This window comes from Nocardioides aequoreus, assembly GCF_000720335.1.
GTDB classification, from domain to species: domain Bacteria; phylum Actinomycetota; class Actinomycetes; order Propionibacteriales; family Nocardioidaceae; genus Marmoricola; species Marmoricola aequoreus.
This window is the reverse complement of the sequence record NZ_JOJN01000014.1, coordinates 69,024-85,427: the sequence shown is the minus strand read 5'-3', so window position 1 is coordinate 85,427 and position 16,404 is coordinate 69,024. Positions and strand designations below refer to the sequence as shown.

Annotated in this window: 16 protein-coding genes; 11 read left to right on the top strand and 5 right to left on the bottom strand. The window is 73.4% G+C overall.

The window, feature by feature from the left end:
* Positions 1-126: 126 nt before the first annotated feature.
* A complete protein-coding gene (locus tag IG63_RS0118410; protein WP_030485813.1) occupies positions 127-708 on the bottom strand; it encodes a uracil-DNA glycosylase family protein in 582 nt (193 codons plus the stop codon).
* Positions 708-2,000, bottom strand: a complete 1,293-nt coding sequence (locus IG63_RS0118405; protein ID WP_051707175.1) for a class I adenylate-forming enzyme family protein — start codon at positions 1,998-2,000, stop codon at positions 708-710. Before IG63_RS0118405 ends, IG63_RS0118410 begins: the two co-directional genes overlap by 1 nt.
* A gap of 79 nt (positions 2,001-2,079) precedes the next feature.
* On the opposite strand from IG63_RS0118405, the gene IG63_RS0118400 reads away from it, so the two are divergent.
* On the top strand, positions 2,080-2,352 hold the full coding sequence (locus IG63_RS0118400) for a DUF3072 domain-containing protein (protein ID WP_245604502.1): 273 nt from the start codon (positions 2,080-2,082) through the stop codon (positions 2,350-2,352).
* Positions 2,353-2,361: 9 nt separating this feature from the next.
* Positions 2,362-2,967 carry a dephospho-CoA kinase gene (gene coaE, locus IG63_RS0118395; RefSeq protein ID WP_030485810.1) on the top strand — a complete coding sequence of 202 codons (606 nt, stop codon included), beginning with the start codon at positions 2,362-2,364 and terminating at the stop codon, positions 2,965-2,967.
* A 54-nt stretch (positions 2,968-3,021) separates the two neighbouring features.
* On the opposite strand, the gene IG63_RS0118390 is transcribed toward coaE, so the two are convergent.
* Together IG63_RS0118390 and IG63_RS0118385 are read right to left on the bottom strand one after the other, a co-directional pair.
* Positions 3,022-3,993 (bottom strand): sigma-70 family RNA polymerase sigma factor, encoded by a 972-nt coding sequence (locus tag IG63_RS0118390; protein ID WP_030485809.1) that lies wholly within the window; start codon positions 3,991-3,993, stop codon positions 3,022-3,024.
* Between the two features lie 178 nt (positions 3,994-4,171).
* Positions 4,172-5,524, bottom strand: a complete 1,353-nt coding sequence (locus IG63_RS0118385; RefSeq protein ID WP_030485808.1) for a DNA polymerase IV — start codon at positions 5,522-5,524, stop codon at positions 4,172-4,174.
* Positions 5,525-5,646: 122 nt separating this feature from the next.
* Between IG63_RS0118385 and IG63_RS0118380 the strand changes: the two genes are divergently transcribed.
* Both IG63_RS0118380 and IG63_RS0118375 read left to right on the top strand, forming a co-directional pair.
* Positions 5,647-6,741 (top strand): DUF4192 domain-containing protein, encoded by a 1,095-nt coding sequence (locus IG63_RS0118380; protein ID WP_084597316.1) that lies wholly within the window; start codon positions 5,647-5,649, stop codon positions 6,739-6,741.
* A 29-nt stretch (positions 6,742-6,770) separates the two neighbouring features.
* Positions 6,771-8,255, top strand: coding sequence for a glutamate-cysteine ligase family protein (locus IG63_RS0118375; RefSeq protein WP_030485806.1), 1,485 nt, complete (start codon positions 6,771-6,773; stop codon positions 8,253-8,255).
* Here the strand turns inward: IG63_RS0118375 and IG63_RS0118370 are convergent.
* On the bottom strand, positions 8,252-8,728 hold the full coding sequence (locus IG63_RS0118370; RefSeq protein WP_030485805.1) for a hypothetical protein: 477 nt from the start codon (positions 8,726-8,728) through the stop codon (positions 8,252-8,254). The genes IG63_RS0118375 and IG63_RS0118370 overlap by 4 nt on opposite strands.
* Positions 8,729-8,818: 90 nt before the next feature.
* Between IG63_RS0118370 and IG63_RS0118365 the strand changes: the two genes are divergently transcribed.
* The 7 genes from IG63_RS0118365 to IG63_RS0118330 all read left to right on the top strand — a co-directional run bounded on the left by IG63_RS0118365 (position 8,819) and on the right by IG63_RS0118330 (position 16,404).
* The gene (locus tag IG63_RS0118365; RefSeq protein WP_030485804.1) at positions 8,819-9,388 is read left to right on the top strand and encodes an HhH-GPD-type base excision DNA repair protein; all 570 of its coding nucleotides are present in this window, start codon (positions 8,819-8,821) and stop codon (positions 9,386-9,388) included.
* Positions 9,389-9,409: 21 nt separating this feature from the next.
* A complete protein-coding gene (locus tag IG63_RS0118360; RefSeq protein WP_051707171.1) occupies positions 9,410-10,705 on the top strand; it encodes an RNA polymerase sigma factor in 1,296 nt (431 codons plus the stop codon).
* A 382-nt stretch (positions 10,706-11,087) separates the two neighbouring features.
* The gene (locus IG63_RS0118350; protein WP_030485802.1) at positions 11,088-12,446 is read left to right on the top strand and encodes a glutamine synthetase family protein; all 1,359 of its coding nucleotides are present in this window, start codon (positions 11,088-11,090) and stop codon (positions 12,444-12,446) included.
* A gap of 25 nt (positions 12,447-12,471) precedes the next feature.
* Entirely contained in the window at positions 12,472-13,833 is a 1,362-nt protein-coding gene (locus tag IG63_RS0118345; protein ID WP_030485801.1) for an aldehyde dehydrogenase family protein, read from the top strand.
* Between the two features lie 10 nt (positions 13,834-13,843).
* Positions 13,844-14,629, top strand: coding sequence for a 3-oxoacyl-ACP reductase (locus IG63_RS0118340; RefSeq protein ID WP_030485800.1), 786 nt, complete (start codon positions 13,844-13,846; stop codon positions 14,627-14,629).
* Between the two features lie 10 nt (positions 14,630-14,639).
* Entirely contained in the window at positions 14,640-15,350 is a 711-nt protein-coding gene (locus IG63_RS0118335; RefSeq protein WP_030485799.1) for a gamma-glutamyl-gamma-aminobutyrate hydrolase family protein, read from the top strand.
* Positions 15,343-16,404 (top strand): aminotransferase class V-fold PLP-dependent enzyme, encoded by a 1,062-nt coding sequence (locus tag IG63_RS0118330; RefSeq protein WP_030485798.1) that lies wholly within the window; start codon positions 15,343-15,345, stop codon positions 16,402-16,404. Before IG63_RS0118335 ends, IG63_RS0118330 begins: the two co-directional genes overlap by 8 nt.

The following is a 16,404-nucleotide window of genomic DNA, read 5'->3' as shown; positions in this document are numbered from 1 at the left end:
ACGCCGACTGGCTCCACTTCTACAATCACCACAGACCCCACACCGGCATCGAAGGTCTCGTCCCTGCCGACCGCATTCACAACGTCACGGGGAACTACAGCTAGCGCCGACCGGGCCCCCGGCCGGCTAGGCCCGGGGGAGCAGCCCCGCGGCCAGTGCGGGCGCGGCGTACGCCGTGGCGAGCGACGCCGCGGTCTCGTGGGCGTTGAGGCCGCTCGGGTTGGGCACCACCCACAGCTCGGCGCCCGCGAGCGGCTCGGGCTGACGGCCCGGCTGCGCCTTCGGGAGCCCGAAGGCCTGGCGGTAGGCGGTGATCCCCGCCACCGCCACCACGGCGGGACGGCGTGCCTCCACGAGCGCCACCAGCCGCTGCCCTCCCTCGCGCAGCTCGGCCGCGGTGAGCTCGGAGGCCCTGGCGGTGGCTCGGCGCACGAGGTTGGTGATCCCGAGGCCGGCGGCGGTGAAGCGGGCGCGGTCGTCGTCGCTCATGCCCGCGGCGGCGTCGACCGGCGTGGTGATGATGCCGGCACCGAGCAGCGCCGGGTAGAAGCGGTTGCCGGGGTGGGCGAAGTGCGTCTGCACGGCCGCGGTCCACAGCCCCGGGTTGATCCCGACGAAGAGGAGGCGCAGCGGCGCCGCCGGGTCGGGCAGCAGGTCGGGCACCTCGGCGCCCTCGTAGGCGGCGAGCTCGGCACGCGTGAAGCCCATCAGCCCTGGGCTCCGGCGACGAGGCCGGGCAGGTCGAGCCGGCGGACCTTGCCGGTCGGCGTGCGGGGGAGTGCGGGGAGCCGCCGGTACTCCTTGGGCCGCTTGGCGGGGGCGAGGTGCTCGCGGGCGTGGGCCTCCAGCACGTCGTCCGTGACGTCGCCGACCACCACGGCACAGACCCGCTGACCCCAGTGGTCGTCGTCGACGCCGTAGACCGCGACCTCGGTGACGCCGTCGAGCTCGCCGAGCACGCGCTCGACCTCGGCGGGGTAGACGTTGACGCCGCCGCTGATGACCAGGTCGTCACGCCGCCCGTCGAGCCGGACGTGGCCGTCGTCGTCGATCCGGCCCAGGTCTCCCACGGTGAAGGCGGGGCCGTCGGGCGTGCTGCGCCAGGCCGCCCTCGTCTTGGCGGGCTCGCCGAGGTAGCTGAAGCGCGCGTGCTCGGGCACCACGCACCACAGCTGGCCCTGCTCGTCGACCTGCATCGTGCGGCCTGGCCTGGCACGCCCGAGCGTGCCGGGCCGCTCGAGCCACTCCTCGCTGCGGCAGGCGGTGAACTGGCCCTCGGTCGAGCCGTAGAACTCCCAGGTCGAGCCCGGCGGGAAGGTCTCGACGAGCCGGCGCTTGAGCCACTCCGGGCACGGGGCGCCGGCGTGGGCCACCAGGCGGAAGGACGCGAGGTCCGGTGCCCCCACCTCGTCCCAGTGAGCGAAGAGACGCTGCAGGTGGGCGGGCACGCAGAACATCGTGGTCGGCCGGCGACCCTCGTCGGCCTCCGCGATCGCCGCCGTCACCCGGGCGGGGTCGAAGGGGCCGGGGACGAGCACGGACCCGCCGGCGAGGTGGGTGCCCATGGCGAAGCGCAGCGGTGCGGAGTGGTGGAGCGGGCTGAGTACGAGGTTGACGTCGTCGGCGCGGAAGCCCCACAGCTCGCGCTCCTCCGCGACGAGCGCGTCGGACTGGTCGCGCGTCAGCAGCCCCGACCACACCCCCTTGGGGCGTCCGGTGGTGCCGCTGGTCAGGTGGATCGGCCGCCCGCGCGGGGGCCCGAGGTCCGGGTCGTCGGGATAGGCGGCGAGCAGCTCCTCGAGGTGCGGCTGCTCGGTCACCACGAGGGCGGGATCCAGCTCCTCGAGCAGGTCGGCCCGCTCGGAGGCGGTCAGGCCGACGTCCATCGGGACCGGGAAGACGCCGCGCCGCAGCAGTGCGGTGACCAGGGCGACGTACGCCGTGGAGCCGGGCAGCAGCAGCGCCACCCGGTCACCCTGGCGCAGCGCCCGTCGCGTCATGACGCCGATCCTGGCAGGTCCGCGGACGCCGTGGCCCGCCACCCGCATGCCGTCGGGGACGACGGGTACGTTCGAACGCATGAGCGAACCGATGCAGGAGCAGAGCAACGACCAGGTCAGCGACAACCAGGGCAGCGACACCCAGCGCGAGGTGCTCGGCAGTCCCACTCCCGAGTCCGGCGCCGAGCGCGACCCCCAGGAGTGGGTGACCGGCGAGGAGCCGATGACCGGTCCGCAGCGCAGCTACCTCGACACCCTGGCGCGCAAGGCGGGGGAGGAGATCCCGGCCGACCTCACCAAGGCCGAGGCCTCCGAGCACATCGAGCGGCTACAGGCGAAGGTCGACCAGTAGCCTCGACCCGTGCGCGTGGGGCTGACCGGAGGAGTGGCGTCGGGCAAGAGCACCGTCGCCCGCATGCTCGTCGACCTCGGGGCGGTCCTGATCGACGCCGACGTGCTGGCGCGCGAGGTGGTCGCGGCCGGCACGCCGGGGCTGCAGCGCGTGGTCGAGGAGTTCGGGCCCGAGGTGCTGACCCCCGAGGGCGAGCTCGACCGAGCGGCGATGGGTGCCCGCGTCTTCTCCGACGCCGGGGCCCGTCGCCGGCTCGAGGCGATCGTGCACCCGCTCGTCTACGAGCGCATCGCCGCGCTGGAGGCCGAGGTGCCCCCCGGCGCGCTGGTGGTGCACGACATCCCGCTGCTGGCGGAGAACGACCGCGCGGGTGACTTCGACGCCGTCGTGGTGGTCGACGTGCCCCCGGAGCTGCAGCGGGAGCGGATGGTGCGCGACCGCGGCTGGTCCGAGGACGACGCCGCCTCGCGGATGGCCGCCCAGGCCTCGCGCGAGCAGCGGCTCGGCGTGGCGACCCACGTCGTGCCCAACGCCGGGACGCACGAAGACCTCCGCCTGGCGGTGGCGGAGGTCTTCGCGGAGCTGGTCTCGACAGGTCCCAGGGCGGCCGGGTGACCAGGCCTGCCCCGGGACCCGTCGAGCGGTCTCGGGAGGTGCGGCCCGACCGCCTCAGGCGGCCAGGTCGGGGTCGGCGATCTTGCGGAGCTTGTTGATCGCCTCGCGCTCGAGCTGACGCACACGCTCGGCGGAGATGCCGTGGCGCGCGCCGATGTCGGCGAGCTTGTGCTGGCGGCCGTCGACGAGCCCGTAGCGCGAGCGCACGATGTCGGCCGACCGGTCGTCGAGCAGCCCCACCAGGGTGTTGAGCCGGTCGCGCGACTCGGTGTCGAGCACCGTCAGGTCGGGACCCGGCGCACTCTCCTGCGCGATCAGGTCGCCCAGCGAGGTGTCGCCGTCCTCGTCGACGGGGGTGTCGAGGCTGACGTGGTCGCGGCCCCACGACATCAGGTCGAGCACCCGGTCGAGGTCCATGTCGAGCTCGGAGGCGATTTCCTCGGGGTCGGGGTCGCGACCGAGCTGACGCTCGAGGGTGCGGCGCGCGGAGCCGACCTGGTTGAGCTCCTCGACCACGTGCACGGGCAGGCGCACGACGCGCGCCTGCTGGGCGATGCCCCGGGTGATGGCCTGCCGCACCCACCAGGTGGCGTAGGTCGAGAACTTGTAGCCCTTGGCGTAGTCGAACTTCTCGACCGCACGGATCAGACCGGTGTTGCCCTCCTGGATCAGGTCCAGCATCGGCATCTGGCTGCGGCCGTACTTGCGGGCGATGGAGACCACGAGTCGGAGGTTGGCGTTGATGAAGCGCTGCATCGCGCGCTCGCCGTCCTCGACGAGGAAGCGGAGCTCCGCCTCGGTGGCGTACTTGGGGGCGCCGCCCTTGCGGCGGCCGACGCGGCCCTCGTCGAGGAGGCGCTGGGCGAAGAGCCCGGCCTCCACAGCCTTGGAGAGCTCGACCTCCGTGGCGGCGTCGAGCAGGGGGGTGCGCGCGATCTCGTCGAGGTAGAGGCCGACGCTGTCGCGGCCCTCGATCTCGCGGTCGTTGCGGGTGGTGGGCCGCTTGCTACGGGTGGTGGTCGTCATCACCGTCGTCCTTCCTGCGAGCGGTCGCCGGGGGAAGTCCGTCGACCCTGTGGTCTCCAACGCTTCGGTCGGCTCGTTGCTTCCCGTTCGTCGGCCGGCGCCTCGTCGTGAGGCGTCACCGGTACAGACGTGTCGGTACCCCGGGAAGTTGCACTCGATGTGACTTCTCAGGCACTTCTCAGCGACCGGCGGGGGAGGCCTCCTCGGGCGGTCGCCACGGCCTCAGCGCGGGGTCGTGGGCGGAGAGGGTGCGGACCCTCCCGGGGCCTGTCTTTGCGGTCTCGAAGCGCACCGTCACCACCCCGCGACCCGCGCCCCAGACCCAGCCGCGGCCGTGCTCGTCGTGCTCGACGTCCATGCCCGGCACCCAGCCGCGCCCCCGCACGGTGGCGGCCACGGCCCGCGCCGTCGCCTCGTCGACCTCGGGCTCGGTCGCGGCCCCGCCGGTGTCGTCGGGGTCGTCGGCGAAGAGGTCCTCCTGCACCCAGTCGGTCAGCCCGGACACCCCGACCCCCAGCAGCCGCACCCCGCCCGAGGTGTCGAGCTCGCCCAGCAGACGTCGGGCGGTCTGCATCACCTGACGGACCTCGTCGGTGGGCTCGGCGAAGGTGGCCGACCGGCTCAGCGTGGAGAAGTCGTAGAGCCGCACCTTGATCGTCACCGTGCGCGCCGAGAGCCGCGAGGAGCGCAGCCGCTCGGTGACCTTGACGGCCTGCCGGTCGAGCAGGGCGGTGAGCACCGCGTTGGCCACCAGGTCGGTCTCGTAGGTGTCCTCGACGCTGATCGACTTGGCGTCGCGGTGGGCCTCGACCTCGCGGTCGTCGTCGGCCCTCGCCATGGCGTGGAGCGCCGTGCCGTGGGCGCGCCCCAGCAGGTGAACCAGCTCCTCGCGCTCCAGCCGCTCGAGGTCGGCCACGGTCTGCACGCCCACCCGGCGCAGCCGGTCGGTGGTCGCCGGACCGACCCCGGGGATCACCGTCACCTGCATCGGGCGGAGCAGGTCTCGCTCGGTGCCCGGGGGGACCACCACGAGCCCGTCGGGCTTGTCGAGGTCGCTCGCGATCTTGGCCACGAGCTTGGAGCTGCCGATGCCCACCGACGCGGAGACGCCGCCGGTCATCTCGTGCACCCGTCGCTTCAGCTCGCGTCCGAGGGCGCTGACCGCGGCCACGCCGCGGTCGGGCAGGTCGGCCGCGAGGAGGTCGACGTAGGCCTCGTCGAGGGAGAGCGGCTCGACCACCGGGCTGACGGCCCGGAGCACCTCCATCACCTGCGCGCTCGTGGCGCGGTAGGCGTGGAAGCGCCCGCCGAGGTACGCCGCGTGCGGGCAGAGCCGGCGCGCCTGGGCCGTGGACATGGCCGAGTGCACTCCGAAGTGGCGGGCCTCGTAGGAGGCGGTCGCGACCACCCCGCGGCCACCGGTGCCGCCCACGACCACGGGCTTCCCGCGCAGCGACGGCTTGTCGCGCTGCTCGACCGAGGCGTAGAACGCGTCGAGGTCGAGGTGCAGGATGGTCGGCTCCGCACGCACGCCGTGGATCGTCGCACGGCCCACCGACCGGCTGCCGTCCACAGGGGTCCGCCGGGCGGGGGCCGTCCACAGATCGCCACCGCCGGTGTCGCGGGCCCCCGGGCGTCGGCCAGCGTCGCCGCATGACCCGACGCCGCCGGCCGCACCGCTCCCCGCACCGCTCCCCGCAAGGCCTGCCGCACCAGCGGCGACCGCCACGCCCCGCGACGCCCGGCCGGGCCACAGCGGTGCCGCCCACGGCGGCGTGGGTGGCGCGGTCGGAGGTCGACCTCGTGGCTCTGGTGCCGCAGGTGCTGGGCTTCCACCCGTCCGAGTCGGTGGTGGTGCTGAGCTTCGGCGGCCCCGGCGGCTTCCACGCGCGTGCCGACCTCCCCCACCGCCCAGCGGCCCAGCAGGAGCTCGCGCGGCTCCTGGCCGGCGCCTGCCGCGCCAACGGCGCTCCGAGGGCGGCCGTGCTGCTCTACACCTCCTACCACGAGCGCGCGGGCGTCCAGGCCAGGGTGCTGCTGGCCGAGCTCCAGGCGGCCGGTCTCGACGTCGTCGACGTGCTGCGGGTGCACGACGGGCGGTGGTTCGAGCCGCTGCGCGACGACGAGGTCGGCACGGCGTACGACCTCGCCGTGCACCCCTTCACCGCACGCGCCGTCTACGAGGGGCGGGCGGTGCTCGCCGACCGGGAGGCGCTGCAGGCCTCGCTCCTGGGAGGCGACGAGACCGAGCGCGCGCGGCTGGCCACGTCCGCCGACCTACGCACGCGGTTGCTGGCGGGCGATGCCGCACCCGACCGCCTGGGCCGCGAGGCGCGGTGGCTGCGCGGGCGGGTCCACGAGGCGGTGCGCAGCGGGGAGCCGCTCGACACCGCGGACGCGGCGCGGCTGCTCGCCGCGGTGGTCCGGGGCGACGTGCGCGACGCTGCGTGGGTCGACCTGCGGCGCCACGGCGCCCGGCCCCACGTGGCGCTCTGGCTCGACCTGGTGCGACGCGCTCCCCGTCACCTGCTGCCGGGTCCGTGCGGCCTGCTGGCGCTCGCGGCGTACCTGCACGGCGACGGGGCGCTGGCCTGGTGTGCCATCGACCGCTCTCGCGAGGTGGTGCCGCACCACTCGCTCGTCGACCTCGTCGCCGACCTGCTCCAGGGTGCGGTGCCTCCGGACGCCTGGCCGGAGCCGTCGGCCGGCGCGCTGCCGCTGCTGCGCGACGACGACCGGGCCTCGTAGACGGACGCGCCGAGCCCTAGTGTGCGTCCATGGGAGAAGAGGTCGCCGACCAGGAGTTCAGCCGCGCCGACCGGACCCGCCACCGCGAGAAGGTACGCCGCTGCCTCGACGTGCTGGCGCGGATGCTGCGTGAGTCGCGCTTCGACACCGACAACCCGATGACCGGGATGGAGATCGAGTTCAACCTGGTCGACGACGACGGCAACCCGGCCCTGAAGAGCGCGGAGGCGCTCGAGGCGATCGCCGACCCCAACTTCCAGACCGAGCTCGCCCAGTTCAACCTCGAGATCAACATGCTCCCGCGGCCGCTGCAGCCGCGCGGCGTGGCCGGCTTCGAGGACGACCTGCGCACCAGCCTCAACAACGCCGAGGTCAAGGCCAACCAGGTCGACGCGCACATGGTGATGATCGGCATCCTGCCGACGCTGGGGGAGGGCGACCTCAGCCCCTCCCGGATCAGCCCCAACCCCCGCTACAAGCTGCTCAGCGACCAGATCCTCGCCGCGCGCGGCGAGGACCTCGTCATCGACATCGGCGGGGTCGAGCGGCTCCGCACGACCTCCGAGTCGATCATGCCGGAGGCGGCGTGCACGAGCACCCAGCTGCACGTGCAGGTGGGCCCCGACACCTTCGCGGCGTACTGGAACGCCTCGCAGGCCATCAGCGGCATCCAGCTCGCCCTCGGCGCCAACTCGCCCTACCTGCTGGGCAAGCAGCTGTGGCAGGAGACCCGGATCCCGCTCTTCGAGCAGGCCACCGACACCCGCAGCGAGGAGCTCAAGGAGCAGGGGGTGCGGCCACGGGTGTGGTTCGGCGAGCGCTGGATCAACTCCATCTTCGACCTCTTCGAGGAGAACGTGCGCTACTTCCCGGCGCTGCTCCCCATCACCGACGACGAGGACCCGCTGGAGGTGCTCGAGTCCGGGGGCACCCCGTCGCTCTCGGAGCTGAAGCTGCACAACGGCACGGTCTACCGGTGGAACAGGCCCGTCTACGACGTCGTCGACGGCGTCCCGCACCTGCGGGTCGAGAACCGCGTGCTCGCGGCCGGGCCGACGGTCGTCGACACCATGGCCAACGCCGCCTTCTACTTCGGGCTCACGCGCTACCTGGCCGAGGACGACCGTCCGCTGTGGTCGCGGATGTCCTTCTCGGCAGCGGAGGAGAACTTCCACGTCGCCGCGCAGCACGGCATCGAGGCCCGGGTCTACTGGCCCGGCATCGGCGAGGTGGCCGCGAGCGAGCTCGTGCTGCGGCGGCTGCTGCCGGCGGCGGCCGAGGGGCTGGCGCGCTGGGGCGTCGACGGCGACGCGGCGGGCCGGCTGCTCGACATCATCGAGGGCCGCTGCGTGCAGCAGACCAACGGCGCCTCCTGGTACGTCGCCTCGGTGCAGGCCGCCGAGGCGGCCGGGGCCGACCGGGTCACCGCCCTGCGGCAGGTGCTGGGGCGCTACCGCGAGCTGATGCACGCCAACGAGCCCGTGCACACCTGGCCGGTGGGCGCCGGGGCCTAGCGGTCCCGGGTGTCGGTGCCGGACGCCGGGCGGCGACGCACCCGCGTCCAGGTGCGGCCCGCGCCCCCGGCGAGGTCGAGCCACCCCACGCGGTTGAGCACGCAGAAGCCTGCGGGCACCAGGCCGTGCCGGGCGAAGCCGGCTCTCGCCGCCGACCACCAGGCGAGCTCGTCGTCACCGGCGAGCAGCGGCCCGGAGCGGGCCAGCCAGGCCAGCGAGCCGGCGGGCTGCTCCAGGCCGTCGAGGGCGCGCTCGACGAGGTCGACGCGCAGGCCGTGCGGCGCCGCGGCGCCGTCGGGAGCCGCCAGCGGGATGCAGGTCTCGTCCTCCTCGCCGCCGGGGTGGCCGACCCAGCACCGCGTCGGCAGCAGCCGCCGCAGGCCCGCCGCGGTGACCAGGCGGCGTACCTCCTCGTGCATGCCCGGCGCCCAGGGCGGCAGCTCCGGCGGGCGCGGACGGCACGGCTCGGTCACCCGCCCACCCTGGCGCGGAGAGGCGCCGTACGCCGTCGCCGTCCACAGGCAGCCGCGTCCGGCCCCGGCGCCCGGTGGCAGGATGCGGACATGGGCTACCGGATCGCACAGGACGAGCAGGCCGACCGGGTGCTGGGGGAGCACCCCTTCGCCCTGCTGACGGGCATGGCGCTCGACCAGCAGTTCCCGATGGAGCGGGCCTTCGCCGGGCCGGCCAAGATCCTCGAGCGCTTCGGCTCGCTGGACCCCGCCGAGATCGCGGCCGCGGAGCCCGAGCAGTTCGCTTCACTCTGCGCCGAGCCCCCGGCCGTGCACCGCTTCCCGGGGTCGATGGCCGGCAAGATCCAGGAGATCGCCCGGATCGTGGTGGAGGAGTACGACGGCGACGCCTCGCGACTGTGGACCGAGGCAGCCGACGCCCGGGAGCTGATGCGTCGGCTGCAGGCCCTGCCCGCCTTCGGCAAGCAGAAGGCGCAGATCTTCACGGCGCTGCTGGCCAAGCAGGCCGGCATCCGCCCGGAGGGGTGGGAGGCGGCGGTCGGCGACTACGCGCTGGAGGGCTACCGTTCGGTGGCCGACGTCACCGACGAGGCGACGCTGGCCAAGGTGCGCTCCTACAAGAAGGAGCAGAAGGCGGCCGCACGGGCCTCGGGGGTTTGATCCCTTGGTCGCCGTGACAGAATGACGTCACCGGCCGGCTTGACACCAACGGGTCGTGTCGTGCCCTGGCACATTTCTGAACGTTTCCTTAAGACCCCCCTGGAGAGTTGGTTCGTGAGCCCTTCCTCAGCGAGCACCACCGCGAAGAAGACCTCAGCGAAGGCCCCGGCCAAGAAGGCCCCGGCCAAGCGCGCTGCCAAGCCGGCGATGTCCGCGGAGGAGATCCAGGCGGCGGCGGCCACGGTCGGTCCTGACGGCAAGAAGGTGCTGGCCGACGTCCCCGACGAGCAGTTCGAGAAGGACGTCGCCGCCGATCCCACCATCAAGGAGGACGAGAAGGAGGCGACCTTCGTCGTCTCCTCCGCCGACGAGACCGACGAGCCCGAGCAGCAGGTCATGGTGGCCGGCGCGACGGCCGACCCGGTCAAGGACTACCTCAAGCAGATCGGCAAGGTCCCGCTGCTCAACGCCGAGATGGAGGTCGAGCTCGCCAAGCGGATCGAGGCCGGCCTCTTCTCCGAGGAGAAGCTCGCCAAGGGCGGCAAGATCACGCCCAAGGTGCTCGAGGAGCTGCAGTGGATCGTCGAGGACGGTCGCCGCGCCAAGAACCACCTGCTCGAGGCCAACCTCCGCCTCGTCGTCTCCCTGGCCAAGCGCTACACCGGCCGCGGCATGCTCTTCCTCGACCTGATCCAGGAGGGCAACCTCGGCCTGATCCGCGCGGTCGAGAAGTTCGACTACACCAAGGGCTACAAGTTCTCCACCTACGCCACCTGGTGGATCCGGCAGGCGATCACCCGCGCCATGGCCGACCAGGCCCGCACCATCCGGATCCCGGTGCACATGGTCGAGGTCATCAACAAGCTCGCCCGCGTCCAGCGCCAGATGCTGCAGGACCTCGGCCGCGAGCCCACCCCGGAGGAGCTCGCCAAGGAGCTCGACATGACCCCGGAGAAGGTCATCGAGGTGCAGAAGTACGGCCGTGAGCCGATCTCGCTGCACACCCCGCTGGGTGAGGACGGCGACTCCGAGTTCGGCGACCTGATCGAGGACTCCGAGGCGATCGTCCCCGCCGACGCCGTCTCCTTCACGCTGCTCCAGGAGCAGCTGCACGCGGTCCTCGACACGCTCTCCGAGCGCGAGGCCGGCGTGGTCTCGATGCGCTTCGGCCTCACCGACGGCCAGCCCAAGACGCTCGACGAGATCGGCAAGGTCTACGGCGTCACGCGCGAGCGGATCCGCCAGATCGAGTCCAAGACGATGAGCAAGCTGCGCCACCCCAGCCGCTCCCAGGTGCTGCGCGACTACCTCGACTGAGGAGTCGCCACCCCGGTACGCCGAGGCCCCCGCGTCCGCTGCCTGAGCGGGGCGGGGGCCTCGTCGTCTTCGTACGGCGTTCGTACCCGGCGTGCGGGCGTCCTCACGCCGGTGGCGGGGACTCGCCGTACGGCGGGCTCAGGCGCGCTTGCGGTTCCAGAGCCAGTGCAGGTGGGTGTCCGCACGCCGGTCGGCGCGGGTGTGGTCGTACTCGGTCGCGAGCGCGACGTCGAGCATGGTGTGCAACGCGGGGTCCTCTCCTCGGATGGTGTTGTCTCAACACCCACATCGGTCAGGAGCGTCCCGGGCTGACGGTGATGTCGCACACGTCGATGAGCGGCGGTCGTTGACGGGGCGGCGGCCCGCACACAAGACTCCGTGCGTGACGCGCAACGACAGGTACCTCAGCGAATCCGAGCTCACCAACCGCATCGCGACCGGGGAGATCGACACGGTCATCGTCGCCTTCACCGACATGCAGGGTCGGTTGCAGGGCAAGCGGCTGCACGCGGCGTACTTCGTCGACCACGTGCTCGGCCACGGCACGGAGGGCTGCAACTACCTGCTGGGCGTCGACATCGACATGAACACCGTCGACGGCTACGCCATCACCTCGTGGGAGCGCGGCTACGGCGACATGGAGTTCGTGCTCGACATGGACACGGTGCGGATCCTCACCCACCTGCCGGCGACGGTGATGATCCAGTGCGACCTGGCCTGGCCCGACGGCACGCCGGTGGCGCAGAGCCCGCGCTCGATCCTCGGCCAGCAGGTCGCCAAGGCCGCCGAGATGGGGTACGCCGCGGTGGCGGGCACCGAGCTGGAGTTCATCGCCTTCGACGACAGCTACGAGGCCGCCCACCGCGCGGACTACCGCGCCCTGACGCCGGCCAACCAGTACAACGTCGACTACTCCATCGTGGGCACCACGCGCGTCGAGCCGCTGCTGCGCCAGATCCGCAACGTGATGTACGACGCGGGGCTCGACGTCGAGAGCGCCAAGGGCGAGTGCAACTTCGGCCAGCACGAGATCGGCTTCCTCTTCGCCGACGTCGTCACCACGTGTGACAACCACGCCGTCTACAAGACGGTGGCCAAGGAGATCGCCGCCCAGCAGGGCCGCTCGATCACCTTCATGGCCAAGTGGGACGAGCGCGAGGGCAGCTCCTGCCACATCCACCTCTCGCTGCGCGGCACCGACGGCGAGATCGTCTTCTGGGACGACGACGCGCGCACGCCGCTCTACGACTCCTTCGTCGCCGGCGTCCTCGACGGCATGTCCGACATGACGCTGCTGTACGCCCCCAACGTCAACTCCTACAAGCGCTTCGCCGACGGCTCCTTCGCCCCCACGGCGATCGCCTGGGGCGAGGACAACCGCACCTGCGCCGTCCGCCTCGTGGGCCGCGGAGCCGGCGCGCGCATGGAGAACCGGGTGCCCGGCGCCGACGTCAACCCCTACCTGGCGGTGGCCGCCATGCTCGCCTGCGGGCTCGACGGCATCGAGCGCGGGCTCGAGCTCGGCCCCCCGACGGAGGGCAACGCCTACACCGCCGGGCTGCCCACGGTGCCGCGCACGCTGCGTGCGGCACGGGAGGTCTTCCACTCCTCCGAGCTGGCGCGCAGGACCCTGGGTGACGAGGTCGTCGACCACTACACCAACATGGCCGACGTGGAGCTCGCCGCCTTCGAGGCGACCGTCACCGACTGGGAGCGGCGGCGCGGCTTCGAGCGCATGTGACCCCTGAACTCACCGAGGACCCGCCGTGACCAGCTACACCGTCATCGACCCTGCCCTGGCCGAGCCCGTCACCGAGGTTGAGCTGGCCTCCGTCGAGCAGACCGACGCCGCGATCGAGCGCGCCCACGAGGCGTACGCCGCGTGGCGCGCCGTCGCGCCGGGCGAGCGCGCCCGGCTGCTGCGGGCGTACGCCGCCGTCGTCGACGCGCACGTCGAGGAGCTCGCGCGGCTCGAGGTCCGCAACGCCGGCCACACCCTCGGCAACGCCCGCTGGGAGGCGGGCAACGTGCGCGACTGCCTGAACTACTACTCCGCCGCCCCCGAGCGCCTCTTCGGCCGGCAGATCCCGGTGCCCGGCGGCGTCGACCTCACCTTCCACGAGCCGCTCGGCGTGGTGGGGGTGATCGTGCCGTGGAACTTCCCGATGCCCATCTTCGGCTGGGGCGTCGCGCCGGCCCTGGCCGCCGGCAACTGCGTGGTGGTCAAGCCCGCGGAGCTCACGCCGCTGACGGCGCTGCGGCTCGGCGAGCTCGCGCTCGAGGCCGGGCTGCCCGAGGGCGTGCTGACGGTGCTCCCCGGCGCCGGTCCGGTCGTGGGGGAGCGCTTCGTGACCCACCCGCTGGTGCGCAAGGTCTGCTTCACCGGCTCCACCCAGGTGGGCAAGCAGGTGATGCGGGGCTGCGCCGAGCAGGTCAAGCGGGTGACGCTCGAGCTCGGCGGCAAGAGCGCCAACATCGTCTTCGCCGATGCCGACGTCGCGCGGGCCGCGGCGAGCGCGCCGGGCGCCGTCTTCGACAACGCCGGGCAGGACTGCTGCGCCCGCTCGCGCATCCTCGTCGAGCGCCCCGTCTACGACGAGTTCGTCGACGGCCTCGCCCGAGCCGTCCAGGCGATGCGGGTCACCAACCCCGCGGAGGACCCCGACAGCGAGATGGGCCCGCTGATCTCGGCCCAGCAGCGCGACCGCGTGCAGCGCTACCTCGGCGGCGTCGAGGTGGCCGTCACCGGGTCCGTCCCCGACCTGCCGGGCTGGTGGGTGCCGCCGACCGTGGTGCTGCCCACCGGCACCCAGGACGCCGTGTGGCGCGAGGAGGTCTTCGGGCCCGTCGTGGCGGTGCTGCCCTTCGACGGCGAGGACGAGGCCGTCGCGATGGCCAACGACACGGAGTACGGCCTGTCGGGGTCGATCCACACCCGCGACGTCGGGAGGGCCCTGCGTGTCGCCCGCGGAGTCGAGTCGGGCAACCTGAGCGTCAACAGCCACGCCGCGGTGCGCTACTGGACCCCCTTCGGGGGCTTCAAGCAGTCGGGACTCGGCCGGGAGCTCGGCCCGGACGCCCCCGACGCCTTCACCGAGGTCAAGAACGTCTTCATCAGCAACGAGTAGGAGCACCACCATGGCAGGACGTCCCCGTCTGGAGGGGAAGGTCGCGGTCGTCACCGGCGGCTGCAGCGGCATCGGGCTCGCGACCGTGCAGCGCTTCGTCGAGGAGGGCGCGAAGGTCGTCGTCGGGGACATCGACGACGAGAGCGGCCACGCGCTGGTCGGGCAGCTCGGGGGTGGCGACTTCGCGACCTACGTGCGCGTCGACGTGACCGACAAGGAGCAGGTCGACGCGCTCTTCGCGACCGCGAAGGAGACCTACGGCTCCGTCGACGTCGCCTTCAACAACGCCGGCATCAGCCCGCCCGAGGACGACTCGATCCTCGACACCGACCTCGAGGCGTGGCGCCGGGTGCAGGAGGTCAACCTCACCAGCGTCTACCTGTGCTGCAAGGCGGCGCTGCCCTACATGATCGAGCAGCAGCGCGGCTCGATCATCAACACCGCGTCCTTCGTCGCCGTCATGGGGGCGGCGACGAGCCAGATCTCCTACTCCGCCTCCAAGGGCGGCGTGCTGTCGATGACGCGCGAGCTCGGCGTGCAGTTCGCCCGCCAGGGCGTGCGGGTCAACGCGCTGTGCCCCGGCCCGGTCAACACGCCGCTGCTGCGCGAGCTCTTCGCCAGCGACCCCGAGCGGGCGGCGCGGCGCCTGGTGCACGTGCCGATGGGGCGCTTCGGCGAGCCCGAGGAGATGGCCAACGCCGTGCTCTTCCTGGCCTCCGACGAGTCCTCCTTCATGACCGCGAGCACCTTCCTCGTCGACGGTGGCATCAGCGGGGCCTACGTCACGCCGCTCTGAGCGCCTCGAGATGCCCGCCCCACTCATCGGCCCCGTCATCGGCCTGAGCACCTACCGCGAGCCTGCGCGGTGGGGCGTCTGGGACCAGCACGCCGACCTGCTGCCCACGTCGTACGCGCGGTCGGTCGAGCTGGCGGGCGGTCTGCCGGTGCTGCTGCCTCCGCAGGCCGCCGAGGCGGCGGCTGCGGTGCTGGCGCGCATCGACGGGCTGGTGGTGTGCGGCGGCGCCGACGTCGACCCCGCGCGGTACGCCGAGGAGCCGCACGCGGCCACCGGAGCGCCCCGCACCGACCGCGACACCTGGGAGCTGGCGCTGCTCGAGGCCGCGGCGCAGTCGGGCACGCCGGTGCTGGGCGTGTGCCGCGGGCTGCAGCTGATGGCGGTGGCCGCCGGGGGATCGCTGGTCCAGCACCTGCCCGAGGAGCTCGGCAGCGCCGCGCACGACCCCGGCGGCGACGGCTTCGGCGAGGTCGGCGTGAGCGTCGTGCCCGAGAGCCGCCTGGCCGGCCTGGTGGCGCTCGAGCAGCTCGACGTGCGCTGCCACCACCACCAGGCCGTGCGCCGGCACCCCGGCCTCGAGGTAGTCGCCCGGGCCGACGACGGCACCGTGGAGGCGCTCGAGCGGCCGGGGGAGCAGTTCTGGCTCGGGGTGCAGTGGCACCCCGAGGTGATCGCCGACGCCGGGCTCTTCCGCGGACTGGTCGAGGCCTGCGGTGGGTGAGACCGGGGGCGGGCAGCAGCCCCTGCTCCACCTCGACGCCGCCTCCGCCGGGCGGATGGCCCCGGAGGTGGTCGAGGCCGTGGTCGCCCACCTGCGTCTCGAGGCCGCCGAGGGAGGCTACGAGGCCGCGACCCGGGCCGCACCCGAGATCGCGCGCACGCGGCGCCTGCTCGCCGACCTGCTCGGGGTGGGGGAGCAGGAGGTGGCCTTCACCGAGAGCGCCACGGCCGGCCTGCGGCTGCTGCTCGACGCCTGGCCGCTGCGGCCGGGCGCCACCGTCGTGGTGGCCCCGGCGGCGTGGGGACCCAACCTGGCGCTGCTGGCGCAGCGCGGGCTCGAGATCGGCCTGCTCGACGTCGACGGCGTCGGCGTCGTGGACCTCGAGGCGCTGCAGCGGCGGCTGCGCGAGGACCCACCCGACCTGCTGCTGCTCGACCAGGTGGCCTCGCACCGCGGGCTGGTGCAGCCCGTGGCCGACGTGGTGACCCTCGCCCGCCCCGCCGGCGTCCCCGTCTGGGTCGACGCGGCGCAGGCCGTCGGCCACGTCGACTGCGCCACCGGCGCCGACGCGGTCGTGCTGACCGGCCGCAAGTGGCTTGCCGGTCCGCGCGGGGTCGGCGCCCTCGCCGTACGCCGCGACGCGGCTGCGCGGCTGGTGGTGCCCTGGGAGACGCTGGAGGGGCGCGAGGCCTACGTGGCCGGTCGCCTGGGGCTCGGGGCGGCGCTCGCCCGGCTGCACCGGCGCGGCGTCCCCGAGACCCTCGCCCGGCTCGCCGAGGTCGGTGCCGCGGTGCGCGACGCGGTCGCCGGGCTCGACGGCTGGCGGGTGGTGCAGCCACAGGCCCCGGCGGGGTCGATCACCACGCTGGCGGCCACCGCCGGCCAGGACCTCGACCAGGTCCGGGCGCGGCTGCTGGAGCAGCGCGTGCTCACCACCGTCGTGCTGCCCTGGCGCGCCCCCCGCGACCCCCTGCTCGTGCCAGGCCTGCGGATCTCGGGCCACGTCGGGACCGACGGCTCCGACCTCGACCGCCTGGTGGCGGCCCTGCGGTAG